Below are 25645 nucleotides of genomic sequence, written 5' to 3'. Positions count from 1 at the left end.
TATAGCACTTTTATTGAAATATTTTTTCTTCGTGCGTTAACTGTCCATTTTCATTTACGCCTTCAATTATAACTCTGATCTTTTTACATTGATCATTATTATAAAAAGGAATGGTTATTCTTCTTCGTTTTGCATTCATTATCAAATAAGGATTCCAGTAAAGCGTAGTGCGATAATCAGGAGCTGAAAAATCGGTAGTTGTTTCATAGTTAGGAGAATAGAATTCTTTAATAGGCGAATACCCAACAATAGAAACAAAATCCAACCCCTTTATGTCCGGGTTTCGGCTGCTGCCTTTTTTTGTATAAATGGCAATAGCACCACCTGACCCATCTCCTGAACCTCCATAGAATGGAGGCGGAAAAACTTTTATCATAGCAATGTCTGCAACAGGTATTGATTGCATCGCACTCATATCGCTGCTCATTTCATCCAGGTAAAAGCCCGGAGTACCTCCTCTCCACGAAGCCGAAGCATTGCCGCTGCCATCCGTATAGATTTGCAGCCCAGCTACCTTTCCTTGCAAGTAGTTAATAATACTTGAATAGGAACTTGACGATATATCATCTTCCAATATAAACGTATGTGCGTCATCGCTGGAAAAAAATCCTGAAGTATATTCTTCATTCATTTTTTCCTCCTTGGATTTTATTTTAGCAGTTACCGTAACAGTGGTTAGTAGCTTTATCTTTTTTTCATTTTCTAAAAATTCTTTGTGAATCAGATCTGCAATAAGTTTATTTTTTTTCCATAAAGAACTATCTATAGGATTTATAAAAAGATCATTTAATTGTTGAAGTGATGAAAACGGGGGTTTTGCAAAACCATTACTAAAAGAGAAACTCGCCGTAGAAGTAAATATCTTATCCTTATCGTTATTGAATTGATAAAACAATTTAGCCGTATCAAAAAAATACATATTACTTTGTTTAAATTGCCCGGCTTTATCCAATGGCATTATAAACATATTGGTAGATGTATTTTTTGTTTTAAGGATCCCCGTCAACTCTTTTCCTTTTAAAGCAATCGAGGTTAATCCAAATGCCTTGCCTTGTATTGATATTTGGCTATCGATGGAATATTTTAATTGCGGCCATTTACCGACCAATAATTCCTCCCACTTAAACCTACGCCAACCGTTTGTCATCATTACCAGGTCTAAATGTTGTTTTACAGAATCATCATCACTTGAAAAATAATAAGCAGGGTTATACACATATCCTTTTACATCCTGGCTCAATAATAAAGAAGAGTAAATATTGTCTTCATTACCCGAAACAGGATTTAAATCACCATCTGTAACAGCAATAGACAAATTGGTGTTTAACGTTCCGCCAACATCTATCTGCAACACATTGTGACCACGCTTGATAATATTCTTTTCAATAGCATGCAGATCCGTATTAAAAAAATAATTTCCCTGGCTAACAAAAACAATACGTTCGGCAACGGGCACATCATCCGCATTGAATAAGGTTACCTGCATAATGCCATCAATAGTACTGTCTGCAGGAATATATGCATTCACTACGTTTTTAGCAGCCATATTAATTTTAGCGCTGTAAACCAATTGGTGTTGGATATGCGCTATAACGGAAAATTTTTTGAACGATTCATCAACACCATCTGTTCTTGAGATACTATAATTAACGCGATTATTTTCATAGGTAAGCGCTAATGTTGCTCCTTGTTCTTTTATTGTTGGCAAGGCAGTTTCATGCAACGTTCCTTTTTTATCTTTCCATTGTGCCTTGTAGAGCTTGCCTGCCAAGGGATCAAGCGTAAAATATCCCATACCATCATGTACAGACGAAAAGGCTGTCACTTTTGAATTCTTTTCATCAACAATATTGCCTGAAACCGCTACCGGCATTCCTTTTTGATCAACTGCCTTAAATGCTACTTTGGAAGCAATGCCTGCGACCAGGTCACCACCTTCAGGAAAAAACGATAACGTATATAATGAGGCAATTGGTTTTTTGGGTGCTTGAGAAGTATTGATAATAGAAATAGGTTTTATATATAATAAAGAGGAATCGAAGTTGAGCATCCATTGTGTATAAGCACGAACGTACAATGTTGATGATTTTAATGAATCGGGTAATTCAAACGCTGATGCCGCTCCCGATTGAATTACCGGCATTACTTTCCGCTGTAATAATTTTCCTTTATCATCCAACAATTCTGCATATATCGTTTTACTTAATGCAGGTGCCAGGTTTACTGTGGTAATATAAGCTTTGAACCAAATGGTATCGCCGGAAAAATAATATCCTTTATCGTACTGCACATAAATTTTTTCCTGCTGATATTGGGCAGTTAATTGATTTAATAATGAATCTATATGCTGTGCCTTAACAGGTTGAATAAAGAGTAAAACAATGACAATGAAAGATAAAAATTTAAACATGCGGTTTCTCTTCATGGCAGTTACTTATTTTCTATGTATAAAGTAAATTATTATTTGGCAGAAAAAATATTAATAAGATGCTAAACAGTATAAATTAAAACTCCCCATTTGGCAATGAGGAGCTTTAGTTATTTTACCGGAGGTTTTAGATCATCGATACCCACATCTTTTTTCTCGTTATCGTCATAATCCGGTTTCTTTTCTAAATTATATCTTATCACAAGGTAACCGCCGAAAGCAGCCATTAATGCAATTAGTTCAAATAAAAGCAATTGAGAAAGATCTGCATTGGAAGTAGGATTTAAAACCATGTTCCGCAACTGTTCCGCATTTATATGTGACAATGATAATGCAAGCGGAGCGCCAATAAACAATTCAGCCCCAAACCAGGCAGCGATGGTATAAAATATCCATCGTATGGAACTTAGCCCTTTTTTCCTGGCTTTAATTGAAATACCCCAACAAAGAAATATTAATATTATTGCGTCTGCCATAGTTATACTAAATCAATATCAAAATTTACCAATTGTACAAACTCTGCTAATCTTCTGTCAATATCTTCTTTGGTTATTTCTTTTATTCTTTCAGGCCCAAATTTTTCTACGCAGAAACTCGCCAAAGCGCTACCAACAATAATAGCAGTCTTCATATTTTCAAAGCTGATGTCTTTTGTTTTTGCTAAATGACCGATGAAGCCACCCGCAAATGTATCTCCGGCACCGGTGGGATCAAACACTTCTTCTAACGGTAACGCAGGTGCGAAGAAAACATGATTTTCGTGGAATAGTAATGCACCATGCTCTCCTTTTTTTATGATCAAAAATTTTGGACCCATGGTTAATATTTTACGGGCTGCTTTCACTAAAGAAAATTCACCGCTTAATTGCCTTGCTTCCCCATCATTCACTAATAATACATCTACCTTTTGCAATACTTGTTTCAATCCATCCAAAGCAATGTCCATCCAAAAATTCATGGTGTCCATTACGATCAACTTTGGTCTTGTTTTTAATTGACTGATCACACTCAGTTGTATTTCAGGAGCCAAATTTCCTAACATTACAAATTCTGCTCCTTGATAACTATCCGGTACAACAGGTTTAAAATCTGCCAACACGTTTAGATCTGTAACCAATGTATCACGGGTGTTCATATCTAAATGATATTTACCACTCCAGAAAAAAGATTTTTTATCGGGAACAATTTCTACACCTTCCAACTGAACACCCAACTTTTTTAATGAATCCATTTCTTCTTTAGGAAAATCGTAGCCAACAATAGAGATTTGTTGTACAGGTTGTACAAAATTGCTTGCAGCATACGCAACATATGTTGCGGAACCTCCTACTATCTTATCTACTTTTCCGAAAGGCGTTTCAATAGCGTCAAAAGCCATGGTGCCAACTGTAATTACAGACATAATTAATTTTAAATGGTATAAAAATTGATTTCTAAAAAACTATGCAAAAGTAGTGGATTGCAAAGTGTTTTTGCTAAGTTGTGAAAGGTTTTTACAAAACAATAAAATTACCATTGTGTTAATACAGGTTCATACTGAAAACCCTCAACCAAGGTTGATTAAGCAGGTAGCCGAATGCCTGAAAGATGGCGGTATCATTATTTATCCTACTGATACCATTTATGGTTTAGGATGTGATATTTTTCAGCATAAAGCCGTTGAAAAAATTTGTCGCATTAAGAATATAGACATTCAAAAAGCGCAGTTATCATTCATTTGCAGCAGCCTTAGTAATCTAAGCGACTATACTAAAAGTATTGACACTCCACTTTACCGTGTATTAAAAAATCATTTGCCCGGGCCTTATACATTTATTCTACCTGCCAGTAAGCAGGTGCCTAAAATACTGCAAAGCAAAAAATCAACTATTGGCTTGCGTGTGCCGGACAATAAGATTTGCTGCGCCATTTTACAGGAAACCGGTAATCCTATTTTGAGCACATCGTTACCCGGTGAAATGGTAGAAGAATACACCGACCCTGAATTAATGTATAAAAAATTTGAAACCCTGGTGGACATAGTTATTGATGGTGGCATTGGCGGAATGGTTCCTTCTACTGTTGTTGATTGTACTACCGACGATTGGAAAGTATTACGCCAAGGATTGGGCGAATGGGCTGCATAAAAAATGCTCCGGGTCTATCCCGAAGCATTTATCATTACCCATGTTTCAAACAAAAACTACTTAACGCGTCTTATTCCTTTATGGTGTCTGTGGTGGTGTTTATGATGATGTTTTTTTACCTGTTTTTTGTTTACCCGCATTTCGGTACCATGTTTAACCGGAGGTTTTACAGGAGCAGCATTCGCTGTACTGATTCCAAAAGCCAATATTAATGTTGCAATTGATGCAAGGAAGAATTTCGATTTCATAAAAAATGTTTTTAATTGTTATTTAATTCTTTTACTAAATAGATGTTTTATTGAAAACAAAGTTTAAACACGAATTTCCTTTAAGAAAACTTTTGCAATTGTAAAGCAATTGTTATTTCACTTCCATTAGTTCATTCCACCGGGTAGTATATCTTGGGCTACGCAGTTCCTGTCGCATTTTCCAATCTTTTTTAGTGCCGGATGCTGCAAATTTTATTACATCGTTGCGCATAGCGAAGTTTACATTATCAACTGTATTCATTAAAAAACGTTTGTTATTGTCTGTTTCAGGAACAAACAAATTTCCCTGTATGGTTTCATCAGGAACCAATCCGCTTAACATTACGCCGGCTTTTTTATAGAGTTTGTCCTTCTCATATAAACGTTCTACTAATTCTAATGCCGGTTTAATCAATTCGTTGGTGGCACATGTTGCAAAAGGCAAAGTAGTGTAACTTCCAATGCTTTTACCGCGATGAAAACCGATGTTATGATCTTCTCCTTTTGTAACCATAAACACGCTTATTACAGTAGCAGCACTTTGTTGTCGACGTAATTTTTCTGCAGCTTTTGAAGTATAAGTAGCCACTGCTTCTTTGATCTCATTAATATCATCAACAATACGACCAAACATTCTTGTAGTGGCGATCATCTTTTTATTTATCAATTCATTGTCCGAAAAAATTGCATCTTCGCCTTTCAATTCTCTCAATAAACGCACGCCCGTTATACCTCCCATATTTTTACCTGCCCATTCTTCTGTTTTCTTACTTAAATCATAAGCGGTAAATAATAAGTACATCCGTAGCTTCTCTGCATATTTTCTACCTACGCCCCATATCTCGCCAACAGGCGTTTGTTGCAATGCACCGGCAATACTTTCTTCATTATCCAGTACCACTACACACTGTGTTTCTTTTTTATTTTTTTTGGCAAGATGATTGGCAACTTTCGATAACACTTTTGTTGGCGCTACACCTACAGATACTTTTATCCCCGTCCATTGCTCTACAGTTTGGCGAATGAATAAACCGACTTCATACAGATCAGCGTTCTCAAATTCATCTAAATTTAAAAAGGCTTCATCAACAGAATATACTTCTACATTCTCTCTTCCCAGGATCATTTTTAATGTTTCCATTACACGCCAGCTTAAATCGCCATACAAATTATAATTAGAAGAAAACGTTGCAACATTGTATTTATCTATCAATGGTTTTGCTTTAAAATATGGTCCTGCCATTTCAACGCCGATCTTTTTAGCTTCATCGCTGCGGGAAACAATGCATCCATCATTATTACTCAGCACCACAACAGGGCGATCGTCCAAGTGCGGTTGAAACAACCGTTCGCAGGAACAATAAAAACTATTACAATCTACTACAGCTTTCATAACAATCCTTTTTCAAGAATATGAATAACGCAGGTAACAACGCCCCAAGGCTGGTATGCGGTAAACTCTTCCACAACAATATCTCTGAATTGCCTGTTTTCTGCCTGCAGTATGATGCGATTCATTGTTTGTGATAAGCGACGTACTACCAACTCTCCATCAATCGCTGCAATAATTATTTTTCCGCTTATTGCTTTCACAGAACGGTCAACAATCAATATATCTCCACTTTGAATGCCGGCACCATTCATAGCGTTGCTATTCATCTTAAAGAAAAATGTTGCCGGTTTATTTCGGATCAATTGTTCATTCAGATCTATGCCACGTTCCATATAATCATCGGCAGCAGCGCCAAAGCCGGTTGCATTAGCCATCGGTACATCTTGTTGCTTAAATTGTTTACTCCCCTTATAAGTACTGCTAAAAAAAAGTTCATCCTCCATAAAAATTAATTTTGTTTGACTAAATATTTTAGTAAATTTATACTAAATTATTTGGTAAAACAAGTTTGGTTTAGAGTTTGTACTACATACATCAGGCATAAAAAAATTTAAATATGAAAAACATTAAAGAACTCAACAGTATACCCGGTTACAGGGTATATGAATATTTACTGGTGCTGAATCCACATGAAGAATTGCGTAATAAGATCATGCATGTAAAGCAGCAGTTTCATGATACCTATCAATCCGATACGGCTTTATACAGCAAACCTCATATCACATTGGTAAATTTTGTACAATACGAAATGCTGGAAGAAAGATTATTGAATCGTTTAAAGGCAATTGCCATGTCATTTCATCCCATAAAAATAGAATTGAAAGATTACGGCAGCTTTCCATCGCATACCATATATATTAATATACTATCAAAATTGCCGATACAAAGTTTGGTAAAGCAAATTCGCAGTGAAGCTCAACGTTTAATGAAACTAAACGAGGACAATAAGCCACACTTTATTTTGGAACCGCATTTAACGATTGCCCGTAAACTTTTACCCTGGCAATATGAAAAAGGCTGGTTGGAATACAGTCACAAACATTTTACGGGAAGATTTATAGCCGACGCCATGTTATTATTAAAACGACCTGTTGGTGAAATGCGCTATCAAATTGTGCAGCGGCTGGAATTTCAAAACCTGCTGATACCGGCAACGACACAAGGCGAGTTATTTATGTAACGAGCGGTACTATTAAATTTCGGCATTGTGGAAACTGTGCTGAGAAACGAAGCATCTTTCACTTGTACGTATACCGCTGTCAACTATTAGCAACTTTTAAGTCTGAAATAATATTCAACAAAAAATCTTTGCGCTTTAACTCTTTGCAGCTTGCGTGAAACAAAATAATAATAATGGATAATAACTCCAAACCATCTGCCAAGCAAATGAATCTTCGGCAGGACCATCATAAAGTAAATGTAAAATCACAGGAAGAGACATCTCAGTACCTACAAGGCAGAGGAGCACAATTCAATACAAAAAATAAGTTCATAAAAAATGAATCTACCAAAGAACATATTGAAGGTATTGATGATTGGGAAGAAACAAATGTGCCGACACAATACATAGAGCAACAATCAAAAACCATTGTAAACAATGTTGCAAGTCCGGATGTGGGCATGAGCTATAGTATGAATCCTTATGCCGGTTGTGAACATGGCTGCATTTATTGTTATGCACGTAATGTTCATGAATACTGGGGTTACAGTGCAGGTTTGGATTTTGAACGAAAGATAATTGTAAAGAAAAATGCACCACAACTGTTACGCAAGTTCTTAATGAATCCAAAATGGGTTTGTACTCCCATCATGTTAAGCGGAAATACAGATTGTTATCAACCGGCAGAACAAACTTATCGTTTAACAAGAGCGATGCTGGAAGTATGCAACGAATTTAATCAGCCGGTTGGCATACTCACAAAAAACTCATGGATATTAAAAGACAAAGATGTGTTACAGGAAATGGCGAAGAAACAAATTGTATCAGCCATGGTTTCCATTACTTCTTTTAATGAAGATCTGCGCAGAGTAATGGAGCCGCGTACTACCACCGCCAAGCAAAAATTAAAAGTAATTGAAGAGTTAAGCAATGCCGGTGTGCGCATGGGAATAATGATGGGACCAATGATCCCGGGTTTGAATGAACACGAAATGCAACGCATCATGAAAGCTGCTGCTGATTGCGGTGCCACTTTTACTGCTTATACTTTTATCCGTTTAAATGGCGCTATTAAATTCTTATTTCACGATTGGCTGTATAAAAACTTTCCGAATCATGCAGATAAAGTTTGGCATTTAGTAGAGCAAAGTCATGATGGAAAAGTGAATGATACCCGCTGGGGCGTGCGCATGCGGGGCGAAGGAAATATTGCGCAATTAGTAAATCAGCAATATAAAAAATACGGTAAGCTGTATAATATGAATGCAGAAGAGTGGAGCTTGAATACAAAATTATTTAGAGTTCCGGGCGGACAGGGAAAATTATTTTGAGAAATTAAATCGATAAAACTTATGACATCAATAACCGGGGATTATTTAGTAAACATCATTGAAAGGTCTATCAATACTACCATTTATCTGCGTCGTAATATCTCTGTAGAGAGTGTAGCAAATGAAACCATTGCTGTTACAGATGAAGAGATCGTAGACTTTATTGTTTCTATTCCTTACTTTGATGCAAAGCTAAAAGACTTTATTGTTGGAAATGAATCCGACCAAACTATCATTAGCCAAAACTGGGAAAATGAATTTATAAAAAAATGTATTGCCTGGGCAACGAATGAAGATTGGCTACAGAATAATATTTCGTTTGTAAAAAATATTTATAAACCGGAAATTAATAAAAATGCTTTGACGTTGCCTTATTAATGATTTTAAGATCGCTAATAAAAAGCCTCTCAAAATTTGAGAGGCTTTTTATTAAGTTTTTTTTAATTATCCCGGCATACGGGTAATATATTTCTCCATTTGCTTTACCTGGTCAACAATTTGCGGAGTAGTAGGCTTTAATGCTTTTACTTTTCTGAAATATTCTTTTGCTGCTCGAAACTCTCTTTTGTTTATCATGATAGAAGATAGCTGTAAGTAGGCTGCTGCTTCATTTTCTTTATCAGGCAATCCTGAACGGATAGCTGCACGGATATAAGATTCCGATTGTTTTAGATCGCCTTTTTGCATGGCGAGCATTCCTAATTGCAATTTGTTGGCGCCTTCAGCTTCTTTCATCGGCATACCCATATCGAGGCTCTTCTTCATTAGCCTTTCAGCGGTATCAAAATCCTGGTCAACCATTGCCAGATTGCCTTTAATAGTATAATACACCGAGCGAACGGGTTTGATCAACAACCCCGGAAATTTTATAGAATTAATTACCTTTTTGGCTCCTTCCATATCCCCCTGCTCCATAGCATCCTGTATTAAACGTAGCGGGCCAAAAATAAAATGCCCTACAATCAGCACCACTGCTATCAAATATAAAATAAATGAAGGCCAAAAACCAGCTTGTATATTGGTAAAAATTGCCAGCGCTAAAAAAAGAATACCTAATTGTAAACGGTATTTGATAATCGTGTTCAACCACTTCATACATATAAAATTGGATGGCAAAGATAGGGCACGATAGTGGATTTGTGATTTCTGATTTGTGATAGTATTTTTGCCGCTCAATATTGGTCCCATAGTTCAATGGATAGAATAGAAGTTTCCTAAACTTTTGATGCAAGTTCGATTCTTGCTGGGACTACTAAGTTTTAATACAAATAAACAGATATAGCTGCTTTTTGCTTAAATCATACAATCTCAAAAGCTGTCAATTAGATAATGGCTTTGGGTTTTTTGTTCTTCCTCAAGATATTTTTTTAAAGTTGCTTTAGCAGTTTTATGATCACCGGTATGGCTCCAACCAGGCGGCATTATAAAATATAGGAATTTGTTTTTTATACCGGGTGCCGCTTTTACGTTGAAGAATGCAACAAGATTGTCTTTTGAATTACTTAATATAACATTGATCGTTCCGTTGGATATTGCTTTTGCTTCTACTTTCAATGTTGCCGGGTTTAGTAATGGTCGCTGTTTTTTCACCCTTTACTGATATGGAAGATAAAGCGGAGCCATCTTTGGAGTCGATTACTTTTCCTTTTACCTGTCGGGCCTTCTAACATAGTGCAAAAATGGGATAAGTTTAATGGATGGGATTGGTGCAGCGGATACAATTACAGCAGTAAAGAAATTCTTGGATTTACACAAACACATTTAAGCGGAACCGGTATTGCCGTAAAAGCAAAATTATTTGGTATTATAAGCCACGATCTCCGCTCACCTATTCATCACGTTCATCAGTTTTTAAAACTACAGCAAAAAGCGCCACATTTGTTTACAGAAACTGAAAAGGAAAACTTAAATAATAAATTACAAACTGCAGCCGGCTCATTGTTGGAAACAATGGAAAATTTGTTGCTCTGGAGTAAAACGCAGCTAAACCAATTTACAACAGTTTATCAAAATGTATCATTACTCTCACTTCTATCTCAATGCCTGCAACTATTAGCACTTACCATTGAAGCAAAGAATATTACAATTGAAAACAACGTAAATGAATCTGTGTTGGTATATACCGATCCTGATTTTTTACAAACTATTATCCGTAATCTTTTACAAAATGCCATTAAAGCAGCTATCCCTAATAGTACTATTACTATTGACAGCGCAGAACAATCAATAGGTGGTCTGCCTTACACTACTTTATCCATTACTAACGAAGGTGAACCATTCAGCCAGCAACAGTATGAACAGATCATAGCAAACAATAGTTCTTCTAAAGGATTGGAAGGACTTGGTTTAAAAGTAGTAGATGAGTTGAGTAGAAAAATAACTATCAAGGTTTTGTTTGAAGCAGAAATACCCAATAAAACAAAAACCATCCTGATCTTTAGAAATAGTTAGTTTTTTTTTCTTCAGGAGTATTGCTATCACGACATCCTTTATTTAAAAAATTCTGTAAGGTATTTAACACTTCTTTTTCGCCGGATCTTTTATTAAGAAAACCTGCGATTTTGAATTGCATTAGTTTATCTATCGTTTCTTTGTCAGAAACCATGCTATGAATAAGTATGGAAAGATCCGGATATTGTATAGTGAGCCGGGGAAGTATATCAATAGAATTGCCGTCTTTAAGATTTAGATCAAGAATCAAGTGCGTGTATTCATTTGCAATAAGGGATTGATCTAATTCTTTAAGCGAAGATGCCCCTTTAATAATATAATCACGGAAGTTTGCCGAAATGAGATATTGTAATCCTTTTACTATTATATCTTCATCATCTACGATCAATACTCCCTTTAAAGTATTCATAATGGTAAAATTAAAACAGGTATTCTCTTTATTTTGTAGGTTTTATAAGACAACTCGAAAAAATACTCAATAGATAAGTAATTCATTAACAACAAATTAAGAGAACAGCGTTTTTTGTCTTAAAATCTTGGCGGAGCACACCGGAAAGAATTATCTGTTGCTACTCGCTTCCCGGTTACAGTTAATGATAACTCATAACTATTGGTATTTTTTACTGCTTTACCTAATGATGAAGTATTGATATCATAGCTTACTCCAATCGTAACATGATTAAAATATAAGCCCGCAAAAGGAGATATTGCATCGTTCAATCTATAATTTATTCCACCAATTATATCTGTTTGCGATGCGGGATTTGCAGGTACCTGCACATTAGCACCTATCATTATCTCATTTGCATTTCCCTGCTGCATATAAATAAAATTAGGTGTAATGCTTACCCGCTCTGTATAAAAGTATTTTAATCCTCCATGAATTGTATACCGGTATGGGAGCTTTTCTTTTAAGCCTGTTGATAAAAAAGGATCTACCGGTTGTGTAAGATGATCCATAGAAAATCCAATAAAAGGATTTACTGATTTGTCCGGATCATTATCATAATAAGCAATACCTGCTGCGGCATCAAACGTGGTGGCAGAAGTGGTTGATAACAGATCGTGAGAAACTATATTGGGATCATAGCCTGTGCCGAATACCCATTGATCACCAAATTTTAATTTTGCGGGATCGAATCTACGATTGATAAATCCTACCTGCAAACCGATGATTATTTTTTTAAAGCCTTTTGCATCCAATTGTAAACCTGAATATGCTAAGGAAAGTGCGCCTTGCAAATAATTATAACCACCATCGCCGGCAGTTTGATCAAATATATTTATACCTACGTTTAGTTTGCTTTTAGTGGTCATATCTGCAGATATGCCGGTGGTAACAAAAGGGGCTCCGAAAACATTCCATTGATTGCGATGAATAGCGGTTGCCCTGTAATCGCCATCCAGCACGCCGGTTAATGCAGGATTCAGATATAATGGGTATGCATAAAATTGCGAGAAATGAGGATCGACCTGCGCCGTTGTTTTATTGAAAATACCAATAAATAAAATAAAATATAGTAAACCCTTTCTTCGCATTATCTATCGTATAAGATTTATAGTTCCTTTTGTATTTATAGCTGCACCATTATACATAACCGCAGTTACGATATAGTTATATACTCCGGCAGGCTGTTGCTTTCCTTTGTAAGTGCCGTCCCATCCTTTTTTAATATCAGCAGTTTCAAACATCAATTGTCCCCATTGGTTATATACCGACATTCTACCACTGCTTACCGAACTTCCATATACCGAGAAGAAATCATTTGAACCGTCATTATTAGGCGAAAATGCATTGGGTACAAAAAAGTCATTTACGTCTTTTACAACCAATCGTAAGCTAACCGTATCTAAACATCCTAATTGCGACATAGCTGTTACTATAATGTCCGTGGTTTTTTTAGCAATCAGGTTTTGATTCAAAGATGTTTGTGAAAGAAAATCCTGTTTGGGTTTCCATGATAATATGTGATAGTCGGAAGTACCTGAAGTATTTAGAGAAATAGCAGCGCCCGGAAGCACATCATTGTCAGAGGCGGATAGTTCTACATTGAAATCATTGTCAATAACAGTTAATTGCAATGTAACTAAAGAATCGCAGCCGGCAACATTTGGAACATGCATTACATACGTTCCTGATTGCGTATATGCCTGCCCGTTCCAGGCAAAAGGAAGGTTTGTGTTACATACATTTATTGTAGTTACACTATTGGTTGCTTTCAATATAGTTAATACCAATGTTGCAATAGAGTCACAACCTCCTGTTCCGATGGTATGATAATCGTAAGAACCATCTGTAGTATAAGAATTGCCATTCCATATATATGGCAGATCAGTGGGGCATATTTTTATTGTTATGATACTGGTAGCCGGTTTATAAACTGTTAAAATAAGTGTTGCGGTTGAATCGCAGCCAACTGCGTTGGTAGCGTGATAATCATATGACCCTGCTGCATTATATGCGTTGCCATTCCAGGTATAAGGTAATGCAGAAGAACAAATTTTAACAGCTGTAGAGCTGCTTGTTTCTTTTAATACACTTAATATTAAAGTTGCAGTGGAATCGCAACTTGCAGCATTCGTTGTATGATAGTCATAAGAGCCGGCAGTGTTGTACGAATTTCCATTCCATTGATATGGTAACGTAGAGGCACATACGCTAACAGGTGTAACACTTTTAGATGTTTTCAATATTGTCAGCACCAATGTAGCAGTGGAATCGCAACCCGCAGCATTCGTTGTATGATAGTCGTAAGAGCCGGGCAAATTGTACGATTTACCATTCCATACATATGGCAATAAATTTTCGCAAACACTAATTGGGTTGATGGAATTAGTAGGCGCCTGTAATATGGTCAGCACCAATGTAGCAGTGGAATCGCAACCTGCAACATTCGTTGTGTGATAATCATAAGAACCGGCTGTACTGTATGAGTTACCATTCCATGCATATGGTAGCAATCCTGCGCAAACACTTACAGAAGTGGTGCTGCTTGTTGTTTTTAATACTGTCAATACTAAGGTTGCAGTAGAATCACAACCTGCAGCATTCATAGCATGAAAATCATAGGAACCGCTATTGTTATAAGAACTGCCATTCCACGTATATGGTAATAAGTTTTCGCAAACGCTTACAGGGTTAGTGCTGCTGGACATTTTTAATACTGTTAATACCAACGTTGCAGCAGAATCACAACCTACAGCATTGGTTGTATGATAATCATATGAGCCGGCTGTAGTATAAGAGCTGCCATTCCATACATATGGCAATGCTGATTCGCAAACGCTTACAGGATTAGTGCTGCCTGATATTTTTAATATCGTCAATACTAACGTAGCAGTAGAATCACAGCCTGTGGCATTCGTTGTGTGATAATCATACGAACCGGCTGTAACATAAGAGTTACCATTCCATACATACGGTAATAAATTTTCGCAGACACTTATAGGGTTGATAGAAGTAACAGGAGTTGGCAAAATAGTTAATACTAACGTAGCAGTGGAATCACAGCCTGCAGCATTCGTTGTATGATAATCGTAAGAGCCATCTGTAGTATAAGAATTGCCATTCCATTGATAAGGTAGCGTAGAGGCACATACGCTAACAGGTGTAGAGCTATTAGTGGCTTTCAAAACTGTTAGCACCAACGTTGCACTGGAATCGCAACCCGCAGCATTGATGGTATGATAATCATAAGAGCCGCTGCTATCATAAAGAGTAGAATTCCATGAATATGGTAAAGATGCCTCACAAACACTTACAGGTGTAAAACTACTTGAGGCTTTTAATACGGTTAGTACTAATGTTGCAGTAGAATCACAACCTGCGGCATTTGTTGTATGATAATCGTAAGAACCATCTGTAGCATAAGAATTGCCATTCCATACATACGGCAGTAAATTCTCACAAATACTTACAGGTGTGGGACTGGCAGTAGATTTTAAAATGGTTAATTGCAATGTAGCAGTCGAATCGCATCCTGCTGCGTTTGTTGTGTGATAGTCATAAGAGCCGGCTGTAGTATAAGAGTTCCCATTCCATACATATGGCAGTAAGTTTTCGCAAACACTCACAGGAATATTTTTAGTAACATCATTCGTAACAGAAAGAACTAAAGTAACTGCAGAATCACAACCTGCGGCATTGGTAGTATGATAAACATAGCTACCAGCTAAACTGTAAGCTGTTCCATTCCATGTATAAGGAAGACCTGCGGTACACACATTTTCTGAATCTACACTGGTGGAAGTTGGCGTTAGCTTCGTGATCAATCCTGTTAATGTTTCTCCGGAACAAACATCTTTTACTGTATAATTATAATTACCATCTGCAGTTGGAGAGCCGCTGATAGTTAATACACCATTATTGTTTGCATACGTAACTCCGGGTGGCAATCCTGTTACTGTACCACCGCCTGCGCTAACCGAATAAGTGATATTATCAATAGCTGTATTGGTGCAGGAAATTATATGCTGCGTATCTGAAGGTTCAGGCGAAGTAAGTACCAACACAGGAGGCAAAGGTGTGGTAGTAGTAATTTGTACATCGTCAATATAAATACCTTCATCTGCTCGATCAAAGCTGGACGGTGTTGCATTGTTCATTGCCGTATTAAAAGCACTGCAACTCCCTGCTCTTACTGTTACTACTTTTACCTGTACTGATGTAGTGCCATTAGGAATATTATAAGTAACAGGATTGGGCATTGTGTACACACTACAACCTGCTGATGGTCCTCCGTTGGGAGCGCCGGTTGCACCGAATGCCCAATGTGCGTCATTATATCCGCTCACGCGACCAATAGTAGTGAATGCGCCACCATTAAGACTTATTTGTATAAGAGCGCCTTCTCTCGTATCCATGCCCGGACCCTGCCCTGCATTTACGGAATGATAAATATTTAATAGTAAACCGGAGTAGCCCGTAACATTGGCAGAAGCTAGTGTAAGTGTACTGTTCTGGTTTCCTACTCTTCCCGAATGGCTGCCTGTACGTTGGGTACCCGCGGTAACCTGTACAGCACCGGACGTACTCCAATTATCGCATATACCCTCAAAGCCCTGAAAATAAAGTATATTTTGAGCTTTTACAGAAGATTGTGACAATAGAAATATGCCAATACACTCTACAATAATTAATAAGATTTTTTTGAAGCGTAAAAACATAAAATACTATTTCACATAAATTAACTCTGTGCAAAGCAGCTTACAAATAAGCTCAGTTAAACTGTTTTTCGGAGAGTGGGCGGATTTCCGCTGAATTAGAATTTGGAAATAATTCAAAGCCACAAAAATCTTTGATTATGCCAATAATATTGATTTTGCAGAGTTATCAATTGATTAAGATATTGTGAACTCTATGTGTCTTTAACCTTTTAATATTTATTTTTTATAGCAAGGAACAGTTGATATATAAGATAAATTTTACTTATCTTGTGCAGGTACTGATTATGCTTGTCGCAATATCCGCTTAGTTTCATTTATCCTTCGAAAATAATTACACGCTAAGGTCAACACCTGTTTGGTAACCGTATTATTTCTTATTTAAAATTTATTGATGAAAAAATTATTGGTAGCATGTTGTATGCTTTTCTTTGCGTACAATGTAAATGCTCAAATGTATGGTGGTTATAACCTTGGTTTGGCATTCCGTCCGGGTATGAGTAATTCACCGTTAATGAATTTACGATTTGGCTACCAGTTCAATGAAGTATTTGATCCCAATGGACTTATTGTAGCAGAGTATGATCAACGTTCATTTACCGGTGGTGTAAGCCCCTTTTATTTAGGAGGACGTGTTGGTTATGGTTGGAATACAGGCGAGAACACCACATTTATTTTATCCGGCGGTGGGTATTATCGCTTTTTATCAAGCAGTGAAAAGGCTGATGGCAATTATTGGATAGGTGGATATGGGTTGACTTTTTTATACAAAAATCTTTCTGTAGAAGTTAGCAAAGTAGAGTTTTACCAGGCTGCTATCGGCTGTCATTATTATTTTGATTGAGTGGTGATTTGACGTGTGCTTTTTAATAGATGATTATAAAAAAATGTTGAAAAGCTGCGGGATGGAAGCGAAAAGCACGCTGAAGATTGGTGCGGAGGCAGTCCCCCTGGGGCGTGGCGTACTTGCAGCGTACAGCCCGGACCGTTGGTGAACATTGACATATTGTTGACAGCCCAGATTGGTTTAATCTTTAATTTTGCACATCAAATTTGTGCTATGTTGCTAAAACCTGTTGACAAGATTGAAACCATTTCTCCTGAGAATTTTAAAGCAAATTATTACAATGCCGAAGAGCCGGTAGTGATCACCGGACTTGCGAAGCAATGGTCCGCATATAACAAATGGAATTGGGATTATTTTACTGAAGTAGTGGGCGAAACCAAGGTGGGTGTTTATAATAATATAAAGAGCGATGCTTACACACCGATCAATACGGCAGATGATTACATGAAATTTGGTGATTATTTACAACAGGTAAAAAAAGGTCCGTTGGAATTGAGGATCTTTTTATTTAATATTTTTCAGCATGCCCCGCAACTGGTAAAGGATTTTGAATGGCCGGAACATTTAATGAAAGGCTTTGTAAAGAAATATCCTATGTTATTTGTTGGCGGGGAAGGCTCTATAACACATATGCATTTTGATATTGACCTGAGCCACATTTTACATACGCAGTTCCTGGGTAAAAAAAGAGTACTATTATTTCCTTACGAGGAACAACACAAGCTATATCGAAAACCGTGGGAAGTTTTAAGCATGGCTAATTACGCCAATTATTACAATAAGTTTGATTACAAAAGTTTTCCGGCAGCAAAGCTGGCAAAAGGTTACGAAGTTATTTTGGAACATGGCGATACTTTATTTATGCCCGCTGGCTACTGGCATCATATGGAATACCTGGAAAGTGGCTTTGCTATGAGCTTAAGGGCTATGCAAAATACGCTGACGGGCAAATTGCATGGCGTATGGAACCTTTTTGGAATGAGAAATATTGATACTTTGATGAAGAAAACAGCGCCAAAATGGTGGTATGAACATAAAAAAACCCAACTTTTAACTGCTGCTTCTAAAGAAATTGAACTTTCTCAGAAAGATTCTTAAAAAAAATTATATTTATTTCGAGAATATATTAACTTTACGGTCTGCTTGGTCGCTAACCCAAATTCCTCCAATCTTATTTAAACCGGTGATGTGACAGCTATGTGCTGTTGCAAGATTCAATTTTATATATCCTTTATAACATAAAAATATTTTTACCTTTTTTTCTTGTGGTTTCAGAGGTAAGCAAGGCCGGTGATTTTTATCACTGGCCATCTTTTTTAATGGAGGTTTTGTAACCGCACAAAGAAAGACGAAATAATAACGGATATTCTTATAGGCTTTGTTTTCTCAGATTCATTGTTTGAAACTATTCAATAGCATTATTCAAAAAATCCAGGAAAGGTTTCATTGCTGCAAAGGATTGCAGAATATTACTTGTTGAATTTTTATCAGTCAGCAAATTATCTTCAGCGGCATGCGAAACGATAAAGCTTTTCATTTTTAAAAATTCAATAGCAGGGTTGTCATCCGCATATCCTTTTGGCGGACGTGATAAAACTTCAATTCCATCAACACCCTCCGGAAAGTATTTTTTGAAATTTTTATTGTTGACGATCTTTTTCCATTCATCAAAATTGTAATCAATTTCCTGTCGGGCTTTAGCTAATAAAGGAGACATTGGCAAATATAATCCGCCGCCGATAAAACTTTGCCCCGGTTCGCAATGAATGTAATAACCTGCGTCAGGACTTTTTTTCCCATTGCGGGTAAAAAACGCTCCCATATTGGTTTTATAAGGGCTTTTATCTTTACTAAAACGTATATCTCTATTAATTCTGAAAATGCAATCCTTTGCTTTCAATATTCCGATGGGTGCATCAAATTTTGCAATACCAGTAATTAATTTTTCTACCATCGAAATAAAATCCTGTTTTGCCAGCTCATAAATTTTTCGATTCTCATCAAACCAAGGTTTGTTATTATTCTTCTTTAAGTCTTTTAAAAATTTTAAAGTAGAGGATTGTAGCATGAAGTAAAAAAATTATATTATTAATCTAACAAAACGCTTATTCGTAGATTGTTGCTGATTTAAAAATATCTGCAAACACTTGCCAATTTGGATTATTGACATTTATTTCTTGTTTCATATTGCTGTAATAACCTTGAATATCTTCTGTACAAGAACTTAAAGCCTCTAAAAAATCAGGTAATGTTTTGTTCTCCCAATTTTCAGGGTTACCTAATAAATCTTGTCTTAGCAAATTAAAAAACTCTATAAAAGCTAACCTATTCGTTACTTTAAAATCATTAAGTATTTTATTCATAAATTGGTTATAAGTATTTTGTAATCTATACAAATCTATCTTCAAAAATATTACAAAATAAAAAAGGAATTGATGCACGAATTGCTCAATTCCTTTATAAATTTTCAATTTAAAGTTTACTTAACCTTACTCCAGTTTTCACCACTTCTTATTCTATATAATGTCATTTCACTTACTTTATATTTAGTTGCCAATTGCTTGTAAGTAAGCTTACGCTTGGGGTTTTTAAGTGTGTCTTTAATTGTTTTAACCTGGGTTGCTGACAGCTTAAGCCCATTGGTTTTACTGGCTTGTCGCTTTTTGTACGCAATTTTTTGTGGACTACCTTGCTGATGCTCGCTCACTTCTTCTAACGTAGCCCATTTTAAATTTTTGTAATTATTATCACTTTTTTTGTGATTAAGATGAATTACATATTTGTATTTAGGAGATGGCTTTTTTAAAAACAATTTGGCTACTTCCCGGTGCAGGTAAATAGTTCCGTTACCATCACCAATATGTAAGTTCAATGTTCTATAACCGGAAGTAAGAGAACCCACCAAAAGTTTTCCATCTTCAGATACAGTAATTGTATAACTGGCAGCACGTCCTAAGGAAGAGATTGCATATTTTTTACGGAGAGCATTGCGGCCGCCAAACTGAAGTTGCTTCCATGTTTCTCCGGCAATTTTCTTGACCATAATAACATCGTTTTATTAAGTGAGTACATGCAACAAATATGCCTGTACAAAATTTTATTAAGAACCTGTTATAAATATAAAAAAAATATTCGCTATTTCGGAATCATTTTAATAAAATCTTCTTCGCTAATGATCTTTATGGCTGGGATCTTTTTGGCTTTTTCCAATTTGCTTCCTGCATCGGCACCCACTACCAGGTAATTTAATTTGCTGGTAACGCTGCCGACTATGCTGCCACCGTTCTTTTCAACCAACTCCTCCGCATCGCTGCGTTTTAGTTTTTCAAGCGTTCCGGTAAACAGAAACATTTTACCTGCCAAACTATCGCCAACGGCTAATTGTTGTTTACTGCTTTCCAATTGAACACCTAATTGCTGCAACTTGTGCAGCATTTCGATATTATCTTTATTACCAAAGAACTGGTAAATACTAGCTGCAACTTTTACGCCAACATCATCAAACTGTTGCAATTGTTCTTCTGAAAAGTTTTTCAGATCAAGCAAGTTGGTGATCTTATGTGCCAGTGTTTTGGCAGTAGTTTCTCCAACGTAACGAATACCCAGTGCAAATATTAACCTGTGTAACGGTTGCGTTTTAGAATTTTCAATAGCAGTGTGAAGATTATCGATAGATTTTTTACCAAACCCTTCCAGTTTACTGATGACATCAAAATCCAATTGGTAAATACCCGGAACGTCTTTTAGCAGACCCAATTCATAAAACTTGCGAACATTGGCCTCACCAAAGCTTTTAATATCCATTGCATCTTTACTTACAAAATGAATAATGCGTTCTACCACCTGCGCTTTACAATTGATATTTACGCAACGCCACACTGCTTCATCTTCAGGCTTAACCAGTTCATCACCACAAACAGGGCAATTTTTTGGAAAGATGATCGGCTTTTCTGTTCCATCTCTTAGCTCCGCCAAAGGTTTTACAATATATGGAATCACATCACCCGCACGTTCTACCAAAACCGTATCGCCAATATGCAAATCTTTTTCACGCACCACATCTTCGTTAAAAAGAGAGATAGAAGAAACTGTGACACCGCCAATCGGTACCGGCTCTATTTTAGCCACCGGTGTAATGCTGCCTGTGCGTCCAACCTGGAATTCTACTTTTATTAATTTACTGGTTGCCTGCCTTGCTTTAAACTTAAAAGCAATTGCCCAACGCGGATGATGCGTTGTCATTCCCATTTTGTCCTGCAGTGACAGATCATTTACCTTAATCACCATGCCATCTATTTCATATGGCAGATCATCCCGCTTGTATTCATATTCATTTACGTATTGAATAACGTCATCAATTCCTTTCACTACTTTTTTTTCTGCTTTAGGACTATGAAAACCTAATTGCCACAACATTTCCAGCATGGATGAATGTGTTGGCAATTTCACATTGGTGTGTGCATTGGAAGTTTTATTTGTAAGAAAACTTACATTATATAAAAATGCTTCGAGGTTTCTTTTCGCAACTTCTTTTGGATCTTTCATACGCAAAGAGCCGGATGCTGCATTGCGTGGATTTGCCAATGGCAGCAGGTTTTGCTCCTGCAATTGTTCGTTATATTTTTTAAAGCTATTCTTGTTCATCATCACTTCCCCACGAATTTCAATTTGCTCAATATCGTAAGTAGAAAATTTGGCTGACAGCGGCACTGACTTTATTCGCTTGATGTTGGTGGTTATTTCTTCGCCTTCCACTCCATCACCTCGTGTAGCCGCTCTCGTTAGTAAGTCGTTTTCATAGATAAGAGAAATGCTGGCTCCATCAAATTTGGGCTCAATACAATATTCCACCTTATCCAATCCCGTTAGTTCCCTTGCTTTTCTATCCCAATCAATGAGGTCGTCAGCATTGTAACTGTTCTCGAGGCTTAACATAGGAACAATATGCTGTACCGTAACAAATGAAGTATTTAAACTACTGCCTACCCTCTGTGTAGGAGAATCGGGAGTTATGGCATCGGGGTTGCTTTTTTCAAAATTTTCTAATTGTTTATATAAACCATCGTATTCTACATCGCTAATTAATGGATCGTTTAAAACATAATAACGGTATTCATGAAAGCGAAGTACGTCTCTTAATTGTTCTATAGTATTGTTATCGGCTTTGCCGGATGACATCCATTCATTGGTAAGCTTTTGAAGCTGCTGAGTTTGTTCTTTTGTATACATATATAATAGGTAGGGTTCAAAGTTAAATTGTTAGCTCTTTATTTACTTTTTTGTCTTGACACAAAAAAGTAACAAAAAAAGTCAAGGTAGGAACGATGACGGCCCGTTCCTGCCAGACAGCTATATTCATCTTTTGTACTACTGTAGCTTCAGCATTGGTAATTCTATTCTTAGGTTTGAAGATTCTGCATCTTTTCGTATATAATTTCAAATAAAAAACTTTGCGTGCTTTGTATCCTTTGCCTCTTTGCGTGAAACAATTCGCTTTAATTAAAGCCCAATAGTAGCAATACTTTTCAACGGAGCGTTGCCGTCAAAGCCTAATCAGCGCTCAAAAGTTGGTGTCATAAAAAAATAACATCAAAATTTTTACTGAAAATCAATCAATTACAAAGGCGTGATAAAAATAATTGCACATTTTGTTGGAAAACAATTTACGAAGCTGCACCTTTGCACTCCATTTTAAAAATCGCCGGGATAGCGGCGAATCTAAAAAAAAATAAATAATGAGCAAATTACATTTCACTACAAAGCATGCGAACGAGGCTACCGTTACGCACAACTGGTATGTTGTGGATGGTACTAATCAAACCGTTGGTCGCTTGTGTTCTAAAATTGCTGCTGTTCTTCGTGGTAAGAACAAAGCATATTTTACTCCACACGTTGATTGCGGCGATTTTATCATTCTTATTAATGCCGAAAAAGTAAAATTTACCGGTAACAAATTAGACGAAAAAGTGTACGACCACTTTACCGGTTACCCCGGCGGACGTAAAGAAGAAATTGCAAAAGATCTTCAAAGACGTCGTCCTGAAGTTATTATTGAAAGAGCAGTTAAAGGGATGTTGCCTAAAAATCGTTTAGGTCGCAAGATGTACAAAAAATTATTTGTATATGCAGGTGGCGAACATTCTCATTCAGCTCAAAAACCTCAAACATTAACGTTCTAATTTTTAAATAATGGAAAAACAAAAAAACGCTGTTGGTCGTCGTAAAGAAGCTGTAACCCGTGTTTTCTTAAGCAAGGGTAATGGTAAGTTAACGATAAACGGTAAAGATTATAAAGCATATTTCCCATTGGTTTATTTACAAAACCAGGTAGAATCTCCGCTTAAAACTATTGAAGCTACTGACAAATTTGACGTTGTTATCAATGCACAAGGCGGTGGTGTAAAAGGACAGGCTGAAGCAATTAAATTAGGTATTGCCCGTGCTTTGTTACAGGTAAATGCTGATTATCGCCCGGCTTTAAAAGCAGCAGGTTTGCTTAAACGTGATCCACGTTCTGTTGAGCGTAAAAAACCAGGTCGCAAAAAAGCAAGAAGAAGCTTCCAGTTCAGCAAACGTTAATAATCAGCTACAAGATGCAAGCCACAAGGGTTTTACTCTTCGCAGCTTGAGACTTGAAGCTAAACTAATAATAAACTACTTTAATAATAGACAATGGAAAATAACACTTCCTTACAACAACAATTGCTTGATGCAGGTGTACACTTTGGACATTTGAAAAAGAAATGGAATCCAAAAATGTTGCCTTACATCTTTGCAGAAAAAAAAGGTATTCACATTATTGACCTGAACAAAACCGTAGAAGGTTTACAGGAAGCTGCTGCTGCATTGAAATCAATTGCAAAAAGCGGTAAAAAAATAATGTTTGTTGCTACTAAAAAGCAAGCGAAAGAAATCGTTTCGGATTGCGCTAAAAAAGTAAACATGCCTTTTGTTACCGAACGTTGGTTGGGTGGTATGTTGACGAACTTCAACACAGTGCGTAAGAGCGTTAAAAAAATGCAGAGCATTGAAAAAATGTTGAACGATGGCAGCATCGATAATCTTACTAAAAAAGAACGTTTAACCTTAACACGTGATAAAGACAAAATGGAAAAAGTATTGGGCGGTATTGCGCAAATAAGCCGTATCCCTGCAGCTTTGTTCATGGTTGACATTGGTCACGAGCACATTGCATTGGCAGAAGCAAAACGTTTGAACATCACTACTTTTGGTATGGTTGATACGAATTGCGATCCTAACAAAGTTGACTTTGCAGTTCCTGCAAACGACGATGCTACTAAGTCAATTGCTATTATTGCTAATTATCTTACTGCTGCTATTGCAGAAGGTTTAGCTGAACGCCAGGCTGAAAAAGATGAAGACGACAGCAATGCAGAAGCTGAAGAATCAGCAGAAGCAAAAGCAAGACGTTTTGAACAACAAGCTGATGGCGAAGATGGTGGCAGACGCAGAAGTGGTAATGCTCCTAAGCGCAGGGTTCCAGGACCAGGCGCAGGTGGCAGAAGACCAGCTGGTACAGGCGGCCCAAGATAATTGAGCAGTAAGTTTGTTCAATTACAGTGCAGTTCAACAATTAACATCAATTGTTGTTATTATGTCGAACTGTCCTAAATTTTTAATTATTAATTTTTAATTCTCATTTATGAGTGTAACAATAACAGCATCTGATATAAATAAATTGCGTCAAACAACCGGCGCAGGAATGTTAGATTGTCGTAAAGCTTTAACAGAAAGCAATGGTGACTTTGAAGCAGCAATCGACTGGTTGCGTAAGCAAGGTCAAAAAGTGGCTGCTAAACGTAGCGACCGTGAAGCTAAAGAAGGCGTTGTTTTAGCAAAAACAACTGCAGATAACAAAGCAGGTATCGTTTTATGCATCAGTTGCGAAACTGATTTCGTAAGTAAAAATGCAGACTTCGTTGCGTTTGCGCAAGGCATTGCTGATGCAGCAATCGCCAACAATGTAAAAAGTGTGGATGAGTTGAATGAAGTACTGATCAACGGCGCTAAAGTAGCGGATCTTATCAATGATAAATTAGCTGCTATCGGTGAAAAGATCGCTATTTCTAAATTTGAAAGAGTAGAAGCTCCTTATGTTGCTTCTTACATACACGGTGCAAACCGTATGGGCGTTTTGGTTGGCTTAACTAAAGAAGCTGAAGAAGCCGGTAAAGACGTAGCCATGCAAATTGCTGCGATGAATCCATTAGCAGTTGATGAAACATCTATCTCTGCCGAAACAATTCAAAGAGAAAAAGAAATAGCTATTGAGCAAATCAAAGCAGAAGGCAAGCCTGCTGAAATGGCTGAAAAAATTGCCGTAGGTAAGCTGGCTAAATTCTTTAAAGAAAACACATTGTTAGCACAGCCTTTCGTAAAAGACAACAATAAATCTGTTGCTGAATACTTAAAAGGAGTTGCTGCTGATCTAAAAGTAACAGACTTTAAAAGAGTAGCATTAGGTTAATAACCTGAATG

The 25645-nt window shown here is 36.8% G+C and carries 26 protein-coding genes and 1 tRNA gene; 12 read left to right on the top strand and 15 right to left on the bottom strand.

Annotation, left to right across the window (positions count from 1 at the left end):
• Positions 1–10: 10 nt before the first annotated feature.
• The 3 genes from K9M53_RS01095 to K9M53_RS01085 form a co-directional block, all read right to left on the bottom strand.
• Positions 11–2410 (bottom strand): hypothetical protein, encoded by a 2400-nt coding sequence (locus tag K9M53_RS01095; protein WP_224017170.1) that lies wholly within the window; start codon positions 2408–2410, stop codon positions 11–13.
• Between the two features lie 128 nt (positions 2411–2538).
• Positions 2539–2904 carry a hypothetical protein gene (locus tag K9M53_RS01090; RefSeq protein WP_224017168.1) on the bottom strand — a complete coding sequence of 122 codons (366 nt, stop codon included), beginning with the start codon at positions 2902–2904 and terminating at the stop codon, positions 2539–2541.
• Between the two features lie 2 nt (positions 2905–2906).
• Positions 2907–3830, bottom strand: a complete 924-nt coding sequence (locus tag K9M53_RS01085) for a PfkB family carbohydrate kinase (RefSeq protein ID WP_224017166.1) — start codon at positions 3828–3830, stop codon at positions 2907–2909.
• 115 nt (positions 3831–3945) lie between these two features.
• Here K9M53_RS01085 and K9M53_RS01080 point away from each other — a divergent pair, with 115 nt between their 5' ends.
• Positions 3946–4554: an L-threonylcarbamoyladenylate synthase gene (locus K9M53_RS01080; protein ID WP_224017164.1), complete on the top strand. Its 609-nt coding sequence runs from the start codon at positions 3946–3948 to the stop codon at positions 4552–4554.
• A 56-nt stretch (positions 4555–4610) separates the two neighbouring features.
• Here K9M53_RS01080 and K9M53_RS01075 read toward each other — a convergent pair whose 3' ends face one another.
• From K9M53_RS01075 to K9M53_RS01065, 3 genes are all read right to left on the bottom strand, one after another.
• Positions 4611–4802, bottom strand: a complete 192-nt coding sequence (locus K9M53_RS01075) for a hypothetical protein (protein ID WP_224017162.1) — start codon at positions 4800–4802, stop codon at positions 4611–4613.
• 112 nt (positions 4803–4914) lie between these two features.
• Positions 4915–6195: a Y-family DNA polymerase gene (locus K9M53_RS01070; protein WP_224017159.1), complete on the bottom strand. Its 1281-nt coding sequence runs from the start codon at positions 6193–6195 to the stop codon at positions 4915–4917.
• The gene (locus K9M53_RS01065) at positions 6192–6638 is read right to left on the bottom strand and encodes a LexA family protein (RefSeq protein ID WP_224017157.1); all 447 of its coding nucleotides are present in this window, start codon (positions 6636–6638) and stop codon (positions 6192–6194) included. Before K9M53_RS01065 ends, K9M53_RS01070 begins: the two co-directional genes overlap by 4 nt.
• Before the next feature lie 113 nt (positions 6639–6751).
• On the opposite strand from K9M53_RS01065, the gene K9M53_RS01060 reads away from it, so the two are divergent.
• From K9M53_RS01060 to K9M53_RS01050, 3 genes are all read left to right on the top strand, one after another.
• Positions 6752–7375, top strand: coding sequence for a 2'-5' RNA ligase family protein (locus K9M53_RS01060; RefSeq protein ID WP_224017155.1), 624 nt, complete (start codon positions 6752–6754; stop codon positions 7373–7375).
• Positions 7376–7548: 173 nt separating this feature from the next.
• Positions 7549–8685 carry a PA0069 family radical SAM protein gene (locus tag K9M53_RS01055; RefSeq protein WP_224017154.1) on the top strand — a complete coding sequence of 379 codons (1137 nt, stop codon included), beginning with the start codon at positions 7549–7551 and terminating at the stop codon, positions 8683–8685.
• Between the two features lie 21 nt (positions 8686–8706).
• Positions 8707–9063 carry a hypothetical protein gene (locus K9M53_RS01050; RefSeq protein ID WP_224017152.1) on the top strand — a complete coding sequence of 119 codons (357 nt, stop codon included), beginning with the start codon at positions 8707–8709 and terminating at the stop codon, positions 9061–9063.
• 66 nt (positions 9064–9129) lie between these two features.
• On the opposite strand, the gene K9M53_RS01045 is transcribed toward K9M53_RS01050, so the two are convergent.
• On the bottom strand, positions 9130–9780 hold the full coding sequence (locus K9M53_RS01045; RefSeq protein ID WP_224017151.1) for a tetratricopeptide repeat protein: 651 nt from the start codon (positions 9778–9780) through the stop codon (positions 9130–9132).
• Between the two features lie 85 nt (positions 9781–9865).
• On the opposite strand from K9M53_RS01045, the gene K9M53_RS01040 reads away from it, so the two are divergent.
• Positions 9866–9937, top strand: a tRNA-Arg gene (locus K9M53_RS01040).
• Between the two features lie 56 nt (positions 9938–9993).
• On the opposite strand, the gene K9M53_RS01035 is transcribed toward K9M53_RS01040, so the two are convergent.
• Positions 9994–10275, bottom strand: coding sequence for a hypothetical protein (locus K9M53_RS01035; RefSeq protein ID WP_224017149.1), 282 nt, complete (start codon positions 10273–10275; stop codon positions 9994–9996).
• Positions 10276–10356: 81 nt separating this feature from the next.
• Between K9M53_RS01035 and K9M53_RS01030 the strand changes: the two genes are divergently transcribed.
• On the top strand, positions 10357–11136 hold the full coding sequence (locus tag K9M53_RS01030) for a sensor histidine kinase (RefSeq protein ID WP_224017147.1): 780 nt from the start codon (positions 10357–10359) through the stop codon (positions 11134–11136).
• On the opposite strand, the gene K9M53_RS01025 is transcribed toward K9M53_RS01030, so the two are convergent.
• The 3 genes from K9M53_RS01025 to K9M53_RS01015 form a co-directional block, all read right to left on the bottom strand.
• The gene (locus K9M53_RS01025; RefSeq protein ID WP_224017146.1) at positions 11123–11545 is read right to left on the bottom strand and encodes a response regulator; all 423 of its coding nucleotides are present in this window, start codon (positions 11543–11545) and stop codon (positions 11123–11125) included. The genes K9M53_RS01030 and K9M53_RS01025 overlap by 14 nt on opposite strands.
• 119 nt (positions 11546–11664) lie before the next feature.
• Positions 11665–12675, bottom strand: coding sequence for a PorP/SprF family type IX secretion system membrane protein (locus K9M53_RS01020; protein WP_224017144.1), 1011 nt, complete (start codon positions 12673–12675; stop codon positions 11665–11667).
• Between the two features lie 3 nt (positions 12676–12678).
• The gene (locus K9M53_RS01015) at positions 12679–16302 is read right to left on the bottom strand and encodes a gliding motility-associated C-terminal domain-containing protein (RefSeq protein WP_224017142.1); all 3624 of its coding nucleotides are present in this window, start codon (positions 16300–16302) and stop codon (positions 12679–12681) included.
• Between the two features lie 391 nt (positions 16303–16693).
• Here K9M53_RS01015 and K9M53_RS01010 point away from each other — a divergent pair, with 391 nt between their 5' ends.
• On the top strand, positions 16694–17143 hold the full coding sequence (locus tag K9M53_RS01010; protein WP_224017140.1) for a hypothetical protein: 450 nt from the start codon (positions 16694–16696) through the stop codon (positions 17141–17143).
• A 216-nt stretch (positions 17144–17359) separates the two neighbouring features.
• Positions 17360–18244 carry a cupin-like domain-containing protein gene (locus K9M53_RS01005; protein ID WP_224017139.1) on the top strand — a complete coding sequence of 295 codons (885 nt, stop codon included), beginning with the start codon at positions 17360–17362 and terminating at the stop codon, positions 18242–18244.
• Between the two features lie 307 nt (positions 18245–18551).
• Here the strand turns inward: K9M53_RS01005 and K9M53_RS01000 are convergent, their stop codons facing one another.
• The 4 genes from K9M53_RS01000 to ligA form a co-directional block, all read right to left on the bottom strand.
• The gene (locus K9M53_RS01000; RefSeq protein ID WP_224017137.1) at positions 18552–19214 is read right to left on the bottom strand and encodes a DUF2461 domain-containing protein; all 663 of its coding nucleotides are present in this window, start codon (positions 19212–19214) and stop codon (positions 18552–18554) included.
• 37 nt (positions 19215–19251) lie between these two features.
• Positions 19252–19509: a DUF7660 family protein gene (locus tag K9M53_RS00995; protein ID WP_224017135.1), complete on the bottom strand. Its 258-nt coding sequence runs from the start codon at positions 19507–19509 to the stop codon at positions 19252–19254.
• A gap of 116 nt (positions 19510–19625) precedes the next feature.
• Positions 19626–20189, bottom strand: coding sequence for an NUMOD4 domain-containing protein (locus K9M53_RS00990; RefSeq protein WP_224017133.1), 564 nt, complete (start codon positions 20187–20189; stop codon positions 19626–19628).
• 92 nt (positions 20190–20281) lie between these two features.
• The gene (ligA, locus tag K9M53_RS00985) at positions 20282–22375 is read right to left on the bottom strand and encodes an NAD-dependent DNA ligase LigA (RefSeq protein ID WP_224017131.1); all 2094 of its coding nucleotides are present in this window, start codon (positions 22373–22375) and stop codon (positions 20282–20284) included.
• A 506-nt stretch (positions 22376–22881) separates the two neighbouring features.
• Between ligA and rplM the strand changes: the two genes are divergently transcribed.
• The 4 genes from rplM to tsf all read left to right on the top strand — a co-directional run bounded on the left by rplM (position 22882) and on the right by tsf (position 25634).
• Positions 22882–23325, top strand: coding sequence for a 50S ribosomal protein L13 (gene rplM, locus K9M53_RS00980; RefSeq protein ID WP_224017129.1), 444 nt, complete (start codon positions 22882–22884; stop codon positions 23323–23325).
• 10 nt (positions 23326–23335) lie between these two features.
• Positions 23336–23725 carry a 30S ribosomal protein S9 gene (rpsI, locus tag K9M53_RS00975; protein WP_224017127.1) on the top strand — a complete coding sequence of 130 codons (390 nt, stop codon included), beginning with the start codon at positions 23336–23338 and terminating at the stop codon, positions 23723–23725.
• A gap of 93 nt (positions 23726–23818) precedes the next feature.
• Complete coding sequence (gene rpsB, locus K9M53_RS00970) at positions 23819–24700, top strand: 30S ribosomal protein S2 (protein ID WP_224017125.1); 882 nt, start codon at positions 23819–23821, stop codon at positions 24698–24700.
• Positions 24701–24809: 109 nt separating this feature from the next.
• Positions 24810–25634, top strand: a complete 825-nt coding sequence (tsf, locus tag K9M53_RS00965; RefSeq protein ID WP_224017123.1) for a translation elongation factor Ts — start codon at positions 24810–24812, stop codon at positions 25632–25634.
• Positions 25635–25645: the final 11 nt, after the last annotated feature.

This window comes from Ferruginibacter albus, assembly GCF_020042285.1.
GTDB lineage: Bacteria > Bacteroidota > Bacteroidia > Chitinophagales > Chitinophagaceae > Ferruginibacter > Ferruginibacter albus.
The sequence above is the reverse complement of the archived record's forward strand: the minus strand, read 5'-3'. Positions and strand labels throughout refer to the sequence as shown.